The sequence below is a fragment of the Amphritea sp. 1_MG-2023 genome, assembly GCF_030547545.1.
Taxonomy (GTDB): Bacteria; Pseudomonadota; Gammaproteobacteria; order Pseudomonadales; family Balneatricaceae; genus Amphritea.
The window spans coordinates 89,504-104,589 of the sequence record NZ_JAUOQE010000001.1 but is presented as its reverse complement, the minus strand read 5'-3'; the positions used below and the strand labels follow the sequence as shown (position 1 = coordinate 104,589).

The following is a 15,086-nucleotide window of genomic DNA, read 5'->3' as shown; positions in this document are numbered from 1 at the left end:
GAGCCGACTTTGTCCAACGCTGAAAACTTTACTGACCTAGGGCTTGATCCTCGGCTCAGCACCATTCTCGATCATCAAGGGATTACTCAGCCGACCGAGATTCAGGCCCGCGCAGTGCCAACGGCGATGGCGGGTCATGATTTGATTGCGTCATCAAAAACCGGCTCGGGTAAAACACTGGCGTATCTGCTGCCGGCTATGCAGCGGTTGATGCGTCAAAAAGCCTTGAGTAAAAAGGACCCACGGGTGTTGATTCTGGCCCCCACTCGCGAATTGGCAAAGCAGGTTTACGCGCAACTGCGGAGTCTGATTAGCGGTACGCCGTATAAAGTGGCGTTGGTGCTAGGCGGAGAAAACTTCAATGATCAGGCGAAAGCGTTGGCGAAAAATCCTCACGTTGTGGTAGCAACGCCGGGTCGCTTAGTCAACCATCTGCAAGAGCGCTCACTGTTTTTGGAAGGGTTAGAGTTGTTAATCCTAGATGAAGCGGATCGGATGCTTGATTTGGGTTTTGCTGAACAGCTACAGCGTATTAATCAGACTGCCAGCCATCGCTTACGACAGACGCTGATGTTTTCGGCTACGTTAGAGCATGCGGCGGTTAATCATATGGCTCAAATGCTGCTGAAGTCTCCTAAACGGATCGCTATTGGTGCGGCGAATGAGGAACATGCGGATATTGAGAAGCGCTTTTATCTCGCGGATCACTTGGATCATAAGCAGGCATTGCTGCAACGGATTCTTGAAACCGAAGCCTATCAGCAGGTGATCATCTTCACCGCGACGCGAACCGATACTGAACGTCTTTCGCAACTGCTATCGGCTAGAGCGCTGAAAACCGCGGCCTTGAGTGGCGATATGAGTCAGGCCGATCGGAATAAAATTATGGATAGCTTTAGTCGCGGACAGCAGCAGGTGTTGATTACCACCGATGTTGCCTCTCGAGGGTTGGATCTGTTACAGGTCTCTTTGGTGATTAACTTCGATATGCCGAAGCAGGCTGAGGAGTATGTTCATCGGATTGGTCGAACCGGTCGTGCTGGCGCAAAGGGCGTGGCAGTGTCACTGATTGGGCCGAAAGATTGGGAGGCGTTCAGACGGGTGGAGCAGTTTCTACAGCAGTCGGTTAACTTTAGTGAATTGGACGGACTTAAGGGTAAATTCAAGGGCATTAAAGCGCTACCGGTGGCTAAAGCAAAACCTCAGAAGGCGCAAAGTGAAAGTCGGCCTAAGCGCGTTGTTAAAGCACCGCAGGATCGTAAAAACCGTCGACAGGCAAATCGACAGATCGTGTCTGATGATGGTATGGCACCATTGAAAAAGAAAAAAACAGACTAAGTTTTTTTACTGATAAACCAGCCACGTGCTGGTTTTTTTAATCTGTCATTCAAGTGTTTTAGCGTTAAACCTCCCTGCGCCCGCCTACGTCAGTTTGACTCAGATAGTCTTTAACCTCGCAAAGTGAGAACTGTGGGTTTGGTTATCTATAATATCCCCTGCTATAGCGTATTAAGTAAGTGAATTAAGTAAGTGAGTTAAGAAAGTGAGCTAAGTCACCTTGATCTATCAATCGGGTTGCAGATTAAGTCGCGTTGTTTAGGGAAGGTGCGAATAAGTCAATACGCCTCTGGTTTTCGCGTATCTGGCCATTCTAATGTCCGCAGAGAATATAACGGACTTATTCGCACCTTCCTTAGCTTACCCTTCGGTGATAGGCTTGGTTTAACGCAGACAACTGCGTTTTTTTTAGTCCTTTCAAACAAAATAGATCTATGCTTAAACTATTCGTTTTAACGCTGCATGAGCCATGTTAATAAAGCGACAGTGTTATTCATTTTGTTTTAGCATAAAGAGTGTGATCTGCAGGTTATGTGACGTGTCAGGATGTAGATTAGACCGCCTTTTGCTGTTGGAGATATGGATGTTAAAAATAGTCCCTAGGCTAGCGCTTGTTGTGAGTCTTTTTGGGGTGATGGCCTCAATCATGAGTTATGCAGCTGAGATGGATTTCTCTGTTTGGCGAGATCAGCACTTAACCTCAGAAGAGATTACTTGGTTAGAACAGCATCCTCAGTTAGAAATAGGCATAGACCCCAGCTTTGCGCCCTATGAGAGCATCAATGAAGCGGGTGATTTCGTTGGTATTACGGCCGATTATTTTCACTTATTAGAGCAGCGTCTGGGGATAGCTTTCGTACCGAAGCTCGATAAACGGTCATGGCATGAGGTACTCAAGGGTGCTCGTCATGGTGAATATGACCTAATCTCATGTTTGGTTAAAACCGACGAACGACAGACATATCTTGACTTCACTGAGCCCTATATAACCAGTTTCGCGGTTATTATTGGTCTACAGGGCCCCTATGTCGGCAGCTTGGATCGGTTGAAAGGGAAAACCGTTGCCATTCATAAGGGACACTTTACCAATGAATTACTCAAACGCGATTATCCTGAGATAACGATCATCAATACGGCAACGCTTCAGCAAGCCTTGGAAATGGTGTCAATGGGCGACGCGGATGCCTTCGTGGGTGATGCGACTGCAGCGAGTTATGTGATGAAAAAAGAGGGTATTCATAATTTAAGTTTTTCAGGACAGACGGAGTATCAGAGCGCCTATCGTATCGGTGTTAATCAGGCTAATACGATACTGTTAGCGGTTATTCAGAAAGCCTTAAGCAGTATCACTGAACAAGAGCGTATTGAGATACAGGATCACTGGAGTGGCATGGAGTTTCCTCAAGGGGTCCCCTTAGAGAGGCTTGTTAAGATTGGTGCGGTGGTGTTTGTCATTTTTCTCTTGTTTATCTATTGGAACATTCGCCTGCGTCGTTCAGAAGCGGCGTATCGACTCAGTGAACAGCGCTTTAAAAATTTGGTGAAAACGTCTGATGGTATGATGTGGGAAGTTGAATATGCTACTAACAATATCGTCTACATGAGTGAAAATGTCGCTAGAATTTTAGGTTATCCAGTTGAGCGTTGGTTAGAACCTGGTTTTTGGCAAGAGCATATTCATCCTGATGATCGAGACAGAGTGATTACCTACAGTCATGCTCAGGCGGCTGCCATGAAAGACTATATGTCTGAATACCGATTCTTAAAAGCCAATGGTGAGATTGCTTGGATTCGGGATATGGTTAGGGTGGTAAAGGAAAGGGGACGATCACGCTGGCTACGAGGGTTGATGCTCGATATTACGCATCAGAAAAATGCCGAATTATTGATGTTGCGAAGCGAGTCTCGATTCCGTGAGTTGATTGAGAGCCTGCCGGCGATTGCGGTACAGGGGTATGATGAAGAACGCCGCGTGATCTATTGGAACGATGCCAGTGAAACGCTGTATGGGTTTTCCCGTGCAGAGGTTATCGGGCAACGTTTGGAAGATCTTATTATTCCCAGCAATATGCGTGAAGGGCTCATTGAGCATCACAAAGCTTGGTTAGAAGACGGGGTGCCTATTCCTGCCGCCGAGCTAGAATTACTTTGTAAAGATGGCAGCCTAGTGCCGGTGTTTTCTAGTCATGTGATGCTCAAGGACGCCGATCATCATCAAAACATGTATTGTATTGATGTAAATCTGGTTGAGCAGAAAAGGGCACGCGCGGAATTAACTCAGTTGGCGCATTATGACTCACTGACACAGTTACCCAATCGACGAACCTTTGCCGATCGTTTGCAGCAGTTGATGAAAAGTTCTAGGCGCGAAGGTGAGCAGGTCGCGGTGATGATGATTGATCTCGATAACTTCAAAGAGGTCAATGACACGTTGGGACATGATTATGGCGATCGGCTACTCAAAGAGGCGGCTAAACGTCTCACCGACTCTGTCAGGGAAACCGATACCGTGGCCCGTTTAGGGGGTGATGAGTTTTTGGTGATTCTGGGCAATATTGGCGAAGTGGCTGTGGTTGAACGTGTTGCCAGAACGATATTATCGCAACTGAGTGAGCCATTTGATCTGGATGATAATCGCGCATTTGTCTCGGCGAGTATTGGTATTACGCTTTATCCTGTGGATGCGATGTCGCTGGAAGTGTTAATGAAGAATGCCGATCAGGCCATGTATGCTGCTAAAGCCGCTGGACGCAACCGATTTCATTATTTCACTCCTGAGATGGAAGCGGCGGCGCAGCGTCGTAGCCGGATGTTGAATGAGTTACGAGAAGCCATCGATCGGCGACAGTTAGAAGTCTACTATCAACCGATTATTGATCTGGCGAGCGGTCAGCTTGTTAAAGCCGAAGCGTTGTTGCGTTGGAATCACCCTAAAGGGCAAGTGCCGCCCATTGATTTTATTCCTCTGGCCGAGGAGACCGGCCTGATTGTCGAGATCGGTAATTGGGTGTTTGATGATGTGGTGCAGCAGGTGTCCCAATGGAAGCAACAATTTAATATGGATGTTCAAATCGGTGTGAACACCTCACCGGTGCAGTATCAGGATGAGAACTGCTTTACGTCTGATTGGTTTAGTCGTATGTTGGCCAGTGGCTTGAGTCCTGCCAATCTTTGTGTCGAAATTACGGAAGGCTTGCTGATGGAAGCTGGCAGCAGTATTACCGATAAACTGCTGCAGTTCAGGGATCATGGTATTGAGGTCGCGTTGGATGATTTTGGTACGGGGTATTCATCGTTATCTTATTTGAAACAGTTTGATATTGATTATCTTAAAATAGATAAGAGCTTTGTCGATAGCTTATCAGCCGAGTCTCAGGATCTCGTACTCTGTGAAGCGATCATTGTGATGGCACATACGTTGGGTATTAAAGTCATTGCGGAAGGCGTGGAAACGGAGCGACAGAAGGAACTATTAATAGATATCGATTGTGATTACTGTCAGGGGTATCTATTTGGTCGCCCATTACCGGCCGAGGCGTTTGCTGAAAGCTGGCTTGAATTAAATTGCGATCCCGTTAAGGCTTAAGAGTGTGACTCTGAGGTCTATGTTTGCAGAGCAAGCGCTGGTTTGTCCGCTGAATGCTCGAAGGAATCGGGAAATATAGCGCGAGCCTGAATCGCGTATCACGAGGATTAGTTGTGGTCGCGATGAGCGACGTTTAAACGAAAAACCAGCCGGTGAGAGGCTGGTTTTTGTTAATGTCCACGATGCTGTGCGGCGAGTAAGGGCTAATAGAGGGTCTTAACCGGCGATGCCCTGTTTCTTAAGATACTCTTCATAACCGCCTTGGAAGTCGGTTAGGCCGTCTTCTTTCATATCGATAATGCGCGTCGCCAGTGAAGAGACGAACTCTCGGTCATGGCTGACAAAGATTAAGGTGCCATCAAAGTTTTCCAGGGCTAAGTTGAGTGCCTCGATGGATTCCATATCCATATGGTTGGTGGGTTCATCCATCAGCAGAATGTTCGGCTGTTGCAGGATCAATTTACCCAGCAGCATTCTGCCTTTTTCACCTCCGGAAAGCACCTTAACGGATTTTTTAATCTCATTTTGAGAAAACAACATCCGGCCTAGAGAAGCGCGTATGACTTGCTCATCCGACCCCGACTTCGTCCACTGAGCCATCCAATCAAACAGGTTTGTTTCATCGGCGAAGTCGTGAGCATGATCCTGTGCATAATAGCCAATATTGCTGTTTTCAGACCATTTGACTTCACCACTGTCGAGCTCAAGTTCGCCTTGAAGGCTTTTTAAGAGCGTGGTTTTACCTATACCGTTAGGGCCGATGATGGCAATGCGTTCGCCCACTTCAACCATCATGCTGAGATCTTTGATCAGCGGCGCATCGCCGTAACCTTTGGTTAAGCCTTCCACTTCCAGTGCTAAGCGATGTAGCTTCTTCTCTTGATCAAAGCGGATGTAAGGGCTTTGACGGCTTGAGGGTTTGATATCATTCAGCTCGATTTTTTCAATCTGACGAGCCCGAGAGGTTGCCTGTTTGGCTTTAGAGGCATTAGCTGAGAAACGGCTAACAAAACTGCGTAGTTCAGCAATTTGCGCTTTTTTCTTGGCGTTATCCGATTGCAAACGTTCCTGCAGCGCGGTTGAGGCGATCATATAATCGTCGTAGTTACCCGGATAAACCCGTAGCTCACCGTAGTCCAAATCGGCCATATGCGTGCAGACGGAGTTGAGGAAGTGACGGTCATGGGAGATGATAACCATGGTGCTGTTGCGTTCGTTTAAGACGCCTTCTAACCAACGGATCGTATTAATATCCAAGTTGTTGGTCGGCTCATCTAACAGCAGAATGTCAGGATCAGCAAACAGTGCCTGAGCCAGCAATACGCGAAGCTTCCAGCCAGGTGCGACTTCGCTCATGGGGCCAAAATGCTGTTCGGTCGGGATATCGAGACCAAGTAACAGTTCACCGGCACGGGATTCGGCGGTATAACCGTCTAGTTCGGCAAATTCGACTTCGAGTTCAGCCACTTTAATGCCGTCTTCTTCTGTCATTTCGGGCAGGTTGTAGATACGATCCCGCTCCTGCTTGATCTCCCAAAGTTCGGCATGGCCCATAATGACCGTATCAATCACGCTGAATGCTTCAAACGCGAACTGATCCTGACGTAGTTTACCGATCCGTTCATTCGGATCTTTGCTGACGTTACCTGCAGAGGCTTCTAAATCGCCTCCCAGAATTTTCATCAGGGTGGATTTACCGCAACCGTTTGCTCCGATCAGACCGTAACGGTTACCTTCACCAAACTTTACAGAGATATTTTCGAACAGCGGTTTGGCACCAAACTGCATAGTGATATTAGCGGTAGTCAGCAAAACAGGAATCCATCAGTTTAAACGTTAAGGTTAAAAAAAAGCGGGCACATTGTCCCATAAATCGTGCTTAAAGTGTGTGAATAGCGTGTTTCTTTTTGATTATTAAATGGCGATACTGCAACGCTTGAATCTCAGGTGGATGTATGGATAAACAACAGCTAATTATTCAGATCGTGGCACAGCTGCAGGCCGATCTCGCGGTGAATGTCGCCGCTGCTAATGAGGCGCATGAAGCGGCTACTCATGAAGAGAGTGTCGCGGAAAATCAATACGACACGTTAGGTCTAGAAGCATCGTATCTGGCGCACGGGCAGTCGCAGCGGGTGCAAGCGCTGGAAGCCGACATTGCTGCTTATCAGCAGATGCCGCTGAAGAAGTTCAGCGCCGATATGTCAGTGGGATTATCGGCATTGGTCAGCCTTGAAGATAGCGCGGGTTGTGAGAAGTGTCTGTTTATTGGTGTTGCCGGTGGTGGTATTAAGATTGTGAGGCGCGATCATAGCGTGATCGTTGTGACCCCGAGAGCGCCGCTAGGCGCCGCTTTGATCGGCCGATTTGTGGGTGATCGCGTGACGTTACCGCAGGGAGAATTTGAGATTACGGATCTCTGTTGATGACGTATAATCAGCGTTAATCGTTTTATAGCGTGCTCGATCTCGCTGCCATTAATGAAGGAATAACCATGAGTGTTACCAAAGATAAAGTCGTTCAGTTTCATTACAGTTTGAGCGATGCCGAGAAGACCATCGAAGAAACGACCCGAGGTGGCTCACCTATGGCCTATCTGCACGGTCATAACAATATGATTAATGGCCTTGAGCAGGCGATGGAAGGTAAGGCTGTCGGCGATATTTTTTCGATTACGTTAGCACCAAAAGATGCCTATGGTGAGTTGCTACCGGATTGTGAACAGCGTATTCCTGTTAAGCATTTGCAAGGTGCTAAGAAATGGCGGCCGGGTATGGTTGGCACGGTGCAGACCGAGCAAGGTCAGCGTCAGGTTACCGTGGTTAAAGTCGGACGATTTATGGTTACGGTTGATAACAATCATCCATTGGCGGGTAAAGAGTTGACCTTCGATATTGAAATTTTAGATATTCGAGAGGCAACGGCGGAAGAGGTCGCTCACGGTCACGCTCATGGGGTAGGTGGTCATCATCATTAAACGCACAGAATGATCGACGTTAGAACACCGCGTTAGGATGCTAAGGCGGTTTACGCTTATCAGGCCTTTCGATTCTTTTCATCGCATTGCGAGTGATAACGAGTCGATCATCACGGGCCGATTCGCTATCTGATTTATCCTGGCAATCTGTTTTATAGTCAAAAATAAATAGCTCATCAGCGCGGTCTGATCAATACTCAGTACTGAAGCCAATTCAGGAGAATATGATGCAGACTGAGCGTTTAGAATTTACTGGGCATGATGGTTCGTTATTGGCCGCAAGGCTCGATCTTCCGGTGGGTAAGCCGGCGGCCTATGCGTTGTTTGCGCACTGTTTTACCTGTTCCAAAGATTTACCCGCCTCCCGCCGTATTGCGCAGCGTTTAGCGTCATTGGGGATTGCGGTATTACGCTTCGATTTTACCGGCTTGGGTCACTCGCAGGGCGAATTTGCCAATACCGACTTTCGCTCAAATATGCAGGATCTGCTGCAGGCAGTTAGCTTTCTGCGTCAACATTACCGCGCGCCTCAGTTACTGATTGGGCATTCATTTGGTGGTGCCGCGATGTTAGCGATGGCCGCTCAGGTGCCCGAAGCTAAAGCCGTGGTTACGATTGGTGCACCGGCAGACCCACAACATCTATTGCATCATTTTGATGCTCAATTGGAAACCATCCGTCGTGAAGGTGAGGCGAATGTCTGCTTGGCCGGCAGACCCTTTACCATTAAGCGTCAGTTACTCGAAGATATCTCTTCCGCTTCCCTTGAAGGGGCGGTAAAAGGACTACGTAAAGCGTTACTGGTGATGCATGCGCCGTTGGATGAGACGGTTCCGCTGGACAATGCGGGGCGGCTTTTTCAAATGGCAAAACACCCGAAAAGCTTTGTCACCCTCGATTCTGCAGATCATCTGTTGAGTCGGCAGGAAGATGCGGATTACGCCGCTGAAGTAATTTCAACCTGGGCGCAACGTTATATCGATGTGCACATTTTACCGAAATATAGCCATGCGCCAGAAGGTATCGTCCGTGTCAGCGAAGCCGACGCCGATAGTTTTACTCAGGATATTAGTGCGGCAGGTCATCACCTGATCGCCGATGAGCCGATGAGCTATGGTGGTAACGACTTAGGGCTAAGCCCTTATCAACTGATGGCGGCGGGTTTAGGGGCTTGTACATCGATGACGATTAGAATGTACGCTCGACAGAAAAAGCTGCCGTTGGAGCATGTGCAAGTGGATGTCACTCATGACAAGGTTCATGCACAAGATTGCTCTAGTTGTGAGCAACGCGAGGGCAAGGTTGATCAGTTTGAGCGACGCATAACACTCACCGGTGCATTAACCGCTGCTCAACGTCAACGTTTACTTGAAATCGCTGACCGTTGCCCTGTTCACCGAACACTCGAAGGAGAGATCAGCATTGTGACCTGTCTCACGCAATCAGTCGACGCTTAGGTTGTGTTTGAACGGGAGAACTCATCTGTCGAATGATCTCACTCATGAGTGCTGATTATTCGGCTGTTATCAGTCTTGGCTTTGCTGAGGCGTTTATGGGCGCGACTGAGTCGATGTTGTGATTGCGCCTGAATCAAATGATGCAGCGGCCATGGCTGATCGGATTGCTGATAGGGGGTTCCCTGCTGCAGAGCGGAATCGATCATTGCTTGTGAGTAGTTTGCTTGTGAGTCGTGTTTATCAATAGTGCTTCGTGGTGTCGGAGTCGATTTACCTGAGAGAAGGTGTTAGCCGCGCGATGATTCGATCAAACGATCTAAAAGGCTATCGTAAAAAAGACTATCGTAAAAAGAGCATCGAAAAAGACAAATTCCTGTTACGTAATAATCATTATTTTCATATAAAATCCATTTAAAACAATAGTTTATTATTGATGGTGAATTCATCATCAAGCTGATAAAGATTACCCATATAGCTTGGCAAAGTCTGAAGTGCTACTTTGATAGCAACAGTAAGATATCGGTTATATAACAACAATAGTGTTAGGAATATGGGGTTAGTCCATGATTGAAATTGAACAGATTCATCACGTCGCTTATCGTTGCAATGATGCCAAGGAGACGGTGGAGTTTTATCAAAATGTTTTGAATATGGAGTTTCAGGTTGCGATAGCAGAAGACCTTGTGCCCTCGACCAAAGAGCCTGATCCTTATATGCATCTATTTCTGGATGCCGGTAATGGCAATATTTTGGCTTTTTTTGAACTGCCGACGAAGCCGAAGATGGATCGTGATCGCAACACGCCTAGCTGGGTGCAACATATCGCTTTTCGCGTCAAAGATGACGCTGCATTGATGGCGGCAAAAGCCGAAATTGAAGCAAAAGGGATTGATGTTGTCGGCCCGACAGAGCATGGCATTATTCGCTCGATCTATTTTTTCGATCCAAATGGGCATCGTCTCGAACTAACTTGCGTCAAAGGCACTGCTGCACAGATGGCTGAATTAAAAAGAGTAGCGCCATTAATGTTGGAAGAATGGTCGCGCACCAAGAAAGCACCCAAGCATGCCGCATGGTTGCATGATAGCGAGTTTAACGGCTAGCGTGTGCAAACCGTGGCGATAAAGCAGCAGTGATTCGCGTTGTTGTTTAAGGATCCTTTCTTAACGATCCTTTCTTAACGATCCTTTCTTTTGTTGTCGCGTTTAAGCCATTTGACGTGGTAATTGCAGTGAGGGCAGCGATCATGCAGTACCGAATCGATCTCATTGCGTAACCGGCCCATATCGCGCTCGAGATCTTTTTCCATATTTCGGTTAAGGCTGGCATGGAGGATGTTGGCAGCATCCTCTTTGCTAATCCCCAGCGTTTCACGCATCTGATTGAGAGCCTTTTGCTCGATGGTATCAATACGACCATCCTGAATGGCCATATGAACCATTTTTTCATAGGTGGTACGACGCTCACGGACGGCTTCGTTAAAGCCTGAGGCGAGGATACCGGCAGGGAGAGCGACGATACCTAAGCTCATGATGCTGATAATCGAGGCGAGCACTTTACCCAGCACGGTGACGGGAATGACATCGCCATAGCCGAGGGTAGTCATGGTGACAATCGCCCACCACATCGCGGCTGGAATGCTGCTAAACACATCGGGCTGAGCTTGGTGTTCTGCATAATACATAAGGCTAGAAGCCAAAATCATTAGCATTAAAATCACAAATAGAGCTGCGCCGATGGAGCGAGCTTCACGCCGTAACACCTGTAATAACAGGGCCATCGAGGCGGAGTAGCGGGTTAGCTTAAAGACCCGCAGTAAACGTAATACCCGCATAAAACGTAGATCAACCACCATCATCATGCTGAGGTAAAACGGCAGAATGACTAATAGATCGATCAGTGCCAGCGGGGTCAGCATATAGCGTAGTCGGCTCCACAATGGGTGAGCTTTTTTTATCTTTTCATTTTCGATACTACTCCATACGCGGGCCAGATATTCAATACTGAAGACGATGACCGAAAAGATCTCAAACTGAGTAAACCAGTATTGTTCTTCGATATTATTGCTGGGCATCGTTTCTAAAATGACGCAGAGGACGTTGAGTGATATCAGCACAATCAGGAAAATCTGAATGAGATTTCCATAGCCATGATGATTTTTACCGGTCTCAAGAGTTTCGTATGTCAGTTTACGTAGAGCGTGCATGACTAACCTGATGATTGCTGAGCGAATAATTCATAGTATCGGTAAAAGGGGGGGATTATAAGATCATTTTTTGGCGCATGAGAACGGGTGTCACTCAGGGTTGAGCAATTAACCCGATGCGATGATGACATTGTGAACGAGAGGCTGCCTGCTGAGCTGATCAGGCAGCGTTAGGGATAGCGCGGTTAAAGTGTCTTACACCATTGCTCTGTTTTGATGGGATCGAGTTGTGGGCTAAGCTGTGTTTGCGAAATAATACGCTGAGCTTGATCAACCGTTAACGTGCTTTGTGGTATCTCAATGAGCTTATACCCGTGACTATTATCTCTGTTGTAGTATTCGATGTAGAGAAATAATGTCGCTCGTGTTTGCCGTTTACCTTCAGCCAGCCAGTAGCGAACATTGCACTGATAGCGGGTATGCCAACAGTTTGCTGATGTATTCGGTTTGACCGACTGATGATTCAAACCTGCGTCGGGATTGCCGGCTTCTGTATAAATATGTGCTTCAAACATGGATCTGCTCCCATTTACATGAGAGCTGACGTTGTGCGTGGGGGTTACCTGATTTTGTCGGTAATGACCACATCGTTTTGCGATAATCAGCAGCAAAACAACCACCTTACCCAGGCAGGCAGGTTGGCGAGGACGTCAGCCCTTCTCTTGATGTTGAAAGAATGTATAAAAACGAATTAGGCCAATATTTTAAGATAATGATCGCTGTGGCGCAACACGTCCTGCAAAAAGAGTGGCTAATAAAGCAATGATTAGGAAAGGTGCGATTAAGTCAATGACGTCTCTGTCCGCCGAGAACATAACGGACTTATTCGCACCTTCCTTAGGGCTTGAGTGTCAATGTATCGCCTTTTTGAATCAATTCGAGATGTTGTAAAAAGCTCATCCCCAGTAATACGGTATCACCCTGCATATGTGGATTGATATGGGCAGACACCTGTTGCAATGATAGCCCCCCAAGCGCAACGGAGTCGAGTTGAGTGGCATAAACCTTAATCGTGCCATTCGCGGTGCGGGCATAGGATGCGCGGCCGGCGGTGAGCTTCAGAGTATCAGCTAAATCGCCTGGAATACTGATATCCGTTGCACCGGTATCGAGTAAAAAGCGTACCGGCAAACCGTTGATGCGACCCGGAGCAATGTAGTGTCCTTGACGGTTACGTCGCAGCACTACTGAGGTATTGGTAGTCGTCATCACATGATGATTTGGGTCATGCTGTTGTTGCCATTTATCTTGAAAAAACAGATAAAACAATCCCAGTATGATTATCCACGTCAGGTGAGCAAAGAGGCGAGCGATAAAACGTTGGCTGCTATCCTGTTGCATAATGTTCCTGTGTATTTTGAGCTGCGCTACCGGTTTGAGTCTGATAATTTGCGCACGGATTGCTATTCATGATGCTTGCATCCATCTCCTCTAGGAATACGCTGCTGACTGTTAGTTTTAGCATAAGCGGACGGCATAGGCACTTTTATTACGAGCGTTTGCGTGCCTTACGGGGCGCGACATGCGAGGCAATCACTGATCCGTACCCTCTAGCCGATAAACCCGGCATAACATCAATAATGTCACTGATGCTATTCATGTCGAGCCTTGGCGCTTGGCTGTAGATGCGGGGTATTAACTCGGTTACAGCTCATCAGATGATTGGCGCGCCGCCGAATGCATTTATTCACGGCTTAAGTAGCTCATGATCTGCACCGAATGTTATCGCGTTCGTTACCGCTACTTCCCATATTCAAAGCGTTTATACACGCTGTGTGGTGATTGTTTTCTGAGCAAATATAACAATTAAGGGCGATTCGTTTCTGTTAAGCGTGTAATCCGATTTGCATCTTTGAGATAGGCTGTTATACTGCGCGCCTGTCTCGTTCGAGACGACCTTCGTTGGTCACGTTATGGTGGCTCCATTGGTCCTCCCGCAACGATAAACCGTGAATCTGGTCAGGCCCGGAAGGGAGCAGCCACAGCGGTGGATTCGTGTGCCGGGATGTGGCTGGTGGGGCTACCACCCAATACCGCATCTTTTGTTCTCATTTTTCACACGATTATTCTAGTTGCTTCTGTTGTGCGCCGAAGTGGGTTATAAGGCGGAATACGTCGCTAGATCATCAGCTTATTCACAGCACTCCCGCAACGTAGTTCATTACTTGCGTATTCACGTTGCAGACACCGTACGATATCTGATAGATGAAACCACCCTTAAGCAGTCAGCCCAAAGCTGTTTGTTATGCTAGAGAAAGACTATTGTGCTCAGCGTTAAGAAGGGGTAGGTGAGTAGACCGAAGATGGCAGGGGGCGGCGTCTTTGGCAACGGTTTACTGTACTTTTTTATAATGGGTGTTATTCGTTCGCGCAAAAACGACAGATTAGGGGCGGGGCTGTATTCGCACTTATCTACCCGGCTCAGGCACATCGTGTTGACTGACGTTCTGCTTTTCAACAATCTCTTCTGACCATTCATGGTCTGCATCATCGGCCTCTAAGCCTGCTTGATCCTCACCATGCTGAGGCATGAATAGCAGCTTCGTGAATAGGGAGAAGTGATCCGACCCTATGGAAGGTAGGCGTTGTATCGATATTAATACAAAATGCCGGCTATGAAACAGATGATCCAAAGGCCAGCGCAGAAAGGGATAGTCAACATGAAAGGTGTTGTATATTCCTCTGCCCACGCGTGGGTCTAATAAGCCACTGATTTTACGGAAAAGGCGGGTTGTGGCAGACCAAGCAACATCGTTAAGATCGCCAGTCACAATGATCGGTTGATCGCTATCGACGACACTCTTAGCCACCACGATTAGCTCGGCATCTCGCTCTGCCGACTCAGGATTTTCAGTTGGGCTCGGTGGTGCTGGATGGATAAAATGTACACGAACCTTATCGCCCGTTTTCAACACCACCGATGCGTGTATCGATGGTACGTCTTGCTCGACGAGGTAGCAGATCTCTGGCTCCTCTAGGGGCAGCTTTGAATAGACATGCATGCCATACAGGTTATCTAAGGGGCATTTGACGCTAAAGGGCATATCTGTATCGAGTGCATTAAGTTGATCTTCCCACCACTGATCCGATTCCAGTGTCACGAGAATATCAGGCTGATGCTGTTGGATCAGCTTGATCAGGGCATCGGCGTTACGGTTCGGTGTGAGCACATTCGAGGTGAGAATACTGATCTGCCGCTCCTGGCTGCTTTCTGTGGCCGTTTTTACTTCCTTAGGCCAGCAAGGCGTATAGGGCAATATCCACCATAATTGCCACAGCAAGCATAGCGTTGTTGCGCTGATGAGTGCCCATGCGATTAGCGCTTGAAGATCGAGAAAAATTAAATCGGCGAGTAATAAAACAGCGGCAATTACAGCAATTTGTAAACGGGGAAAATCCATTCCCCTGACGATCCAATGTGGATGTCGCGATAACGGCAGCAGTGTCGCTAAAATAAGTAACAAGGTTAAACAAATAAGCACTGTGAGCATCATTAGATCCAACGTTGACGTGTTATGTTTA

The 15,086-nt window shown here is 47.5% G+C and carries 12 protein-coding genes, 1 other RNA gene and 1 riboswitch; of the genes, 7 read left to right on the top strand and 6 right to left on the bottom strand.

Translation table 11 applies throughout. From position 1 onward, the window contains the following. The first annotated feature begins 9 nt into the window (after window positions 1–9). A complete protein-coding gene (locus tag Q4488_RS00455; RefSeq protein WP_303578473.1) occupies window positions 10–1,338 on the top strand; it encodes a DEAD/DEAH box helicase in 1,329 nt (442 codons plus the stop codon). Window positions 1,339–1,921: 583 nt separating this feature from the next. After that, on the top strand, window positions 1,922–4,924 hold the full coding sequence (locus Q4488_RS00450) for an EAL domain-containing protein (protein WP_303578472.1): 3,003 nt from the start codon (window positions 1,922–1,924) through the stop codon (window positions 4,922–4,924). 216 nt (window positions 4,925–5,140) lie between these two features. On the opposite strand, the gene Q4488_RS00445 is transcribed toward Q4488_RS00450, so the two are convergent. Further along, window positions 5,141–6,736 (bottom strand): ABC-F family ATPase, encoded by a 1,596-nt coding sequence (locus Q4488_RS00445; RefSeq protein ID WP_303578471.1) that lies wholly within the window; start codon window positions 6,734–6,736, stop codon window positions 5,141–5,143. A gap of 143 nt (window positions 6,737–6,879) precedes the next feature. Between Q4488_RS00445 and Q4488_RS00440 the strand changes: the two genes are divergently transcribed. From Q4488_RS00440 to Q4488_RS00430, 3 genes are all read left to right on the top strand, one after another. After that, complete coding sequence (locus Q4488_RS00440; RefSeq protein WP_303578470.1) at window positions 6,880–7,350, top strand: transcription elongation factor GreAB; 471 nt, start codon at window positions 6,880–6,882, stop codon at window positions 7,348–7,350. A gap of 68 nt (window positions 7,351–7,418) precedes the next feature. After that, entirely contained in the window at window positions 7,419–7,901 is a 483-nt protein-coding gene (locus tag Q4488_RS00435; protein WP_303578469.1) for a peptidylprolyl isomerase, read from the top strand. Between the two features lie 227 nt (window positions 7,902–8,128). Next, window positions 8,129–9,358, top strand: a complete 1,230-nt coding sequence (locus Q4488_RS00430) for a bifunctional alpha/beta hydrolase/OsmC family protein (RefSeq protein ID WP_303578468.1) — start codon at window positions 8,129–8,131, stop codon at window positions 9,356–9,358. A gap of 38 nt (window positions 9,359–9,396) precedes the next feature. On the opposite strand, the gene Q4488_RS00425 is transcribed toward Q4488_RS00430, so the two are convergent. Beyond that, the gene (locus tag Q4488_RS00425; RefSeq protein ID WP_303578467.1) at window positions 9,397–9,564 is read right to left on the bottom strand and encodes a hypothetical protein; all 168 of its coding nucleotides are present in this window, start codon (window positions 9,562–9,564) and stop codon (window positions 9,397–9,399) included. 357 nt (window positions 9,565–9,921) lie between these two features. Between Q4488_RS00425 and Q4488_RS00420 the strand changes: the two genes are divergently transcribed. Next, complete coding sequence (locus Q4488_RS00420; RefSeq protein WP_303578466.1) at window positions 9,922–10,461, top strand: VOC family protein; 540 nt, start codon at window positions 9,922–9,924, stop codon at window positions 10,459–10,461. Between the two features lie 74 nt (window positions 10,462–10,535). On the opposite strand, the gene Q4488_RS00415 is transcribed toward Q4488_RS00420, so the two are convergent. The 3 genes from Q4488_RS00415 to Q4488_RS00405 all read right to left on the bottom strand — a co-directional run bounded on the left by Q4488_RS00415 (window position 10,536) and on the right by Q4488_RS00405 (window position 12,905). Then, the gene (locus tag Q4488_RS00415; RefSeq protein ID WP_303578465.1) at window positions 10,536–11,564 is read right to left on the bottom strand and encodes an ion transporter; all 1,029 of its coding nucleotides are present in this window, start codon (window positions 11,562–11,564) and stop codon (window positions 10,536–10,538) included. A 185-nt stretch (window positions 11,565–11,749) separates the two neighbouring features. Continuing rightward, window positions 11,750–12,079: a hypothetical protein gene (locus Q4488_RS00410; RefSeq protein WP_303578464.1), complete on the bottom strand. Its 330-nt coding sequence runs from the start codon at window positions 12,077–12,079 to the stop codon at window positions 11,750–11,752. A gap of 42 nt (window positions 12,080–12,121) precedes the next feature. After that, window positions 12,122–12,238, bottom strand: a riboswitch (SAM-I-IV-variant riboswitch). A 163-nt stretch (window positions 12,239–12,401) separates the two neighbouring features. Further along, on the bottom strand, window positions 12,402–12,905 hold the full coding sequence (locus tag Q4488_RS00405) for a TIGR02281 family clan AA aspartic protease (protein WP_303578463.1): 504 nt from the start codon (window positions 12,903–12,905) through the stop codon (window positions 12,402–12,404). A 582-nt stretch (window positions 12,906–13,487) separates the two neighbouring features. Between Q4488_RS00405 and ffs the strand changes: the two genes are divergently transcribed. Continuing rightward, window positions 13,488–13,584: signal recognition particle sRNA small type (gene ffs, locus Q4488_RS00400), an RNA gene on the top strand. 388 nt (window positions 13,585–13,972) lie between these two features. Here the strand turns inward: ffs and Q4488_RS00395 are convergent. Next, a complete protein-coding gene (locus tag Q4488_RS00395) occupies window positions 13,973–14,965 on the bottom strand; it encodes an endonuclease/exonuclease/phosphatase family protein (RefSeq protein ID WP_303578462.1) in 993 nt (330 codons plus the stop codon). Window positions 14,966–15,086 lie beyond the last annotated feature (121 nt).

Bases quoted from the DNA above. Each gene is read 5' to 3' on its own strand.
- Q4488_RS00395 (WP_303578462.1), bottom strand. From the start codon at position 14,965: ATGGATTTTCCCCGTTTACAAATTGCTGTAATTGCCGCTGTTTTATTA.
- Q4488_RS00405 (WP_303578463.1), bottom strand. From the start codon at position 12,905: ATGCAACAGGATAGCAGCCAACGTTTTATCGCTCGCCTCTTTGCTCAC.
- Q4488_RS00450 (WP_303578472.1), top strand. From the start codon at position 1,922: ATGTTAAAAATAGTCCCTAGGCTAGCGCTTGTTGTGAGTCTTTTTGGG.
- Q4488_RS00435 (WP_303578469.1), top strand. From the start codon at position 7,419: ATGAGTGTTACCAAAGATAAAGTCGTTCAGTTTCATTACAGTTTGAGC.
- Q4488_RS00430 (WP_303578468.1), top strand. From the start codon at position 8,129: ATGCAGACTGAGCGTTTAGAATTTACTGGGCATGATGGTTCGTTATTG.
- Q4488_RS00440 (WP_303578470.1), top strand. From the start codon at position 6,880: ATGGATAAACAACAGCTAATTATTCAGATCGTGGCACAGCTGCAGGCC.
- Q4488_RS00425 (WP_303578467.1), bottom strand. From the start codon at position 9,564: ATGATCGATTCCGCTCTGCAGCAGGGAACCCCCTATCAGCAATCCGAT.
- Q4488_RS00420 (WP_303578466.1), top strand. From the start codon at position 9,922: ATGATTGAAATTGAACAGATTCATCACGTCGCTTATCGTTGCAATGAT.
- Q4488_RS00410 (WP_303578464.1), bottom strand. From the start codon at position 12,079: ATGTTTGAAGCACATATTTATACAGAAGCCGGCAATCCCGACGCAGGT.
- Q4488_RS00415 (WP_303578465.1), bottom strand. From the start codon at position 11,564: ATGCACGCTCTACGTAAACTGACATACGAAACTCTTGAGACCGGTAAA.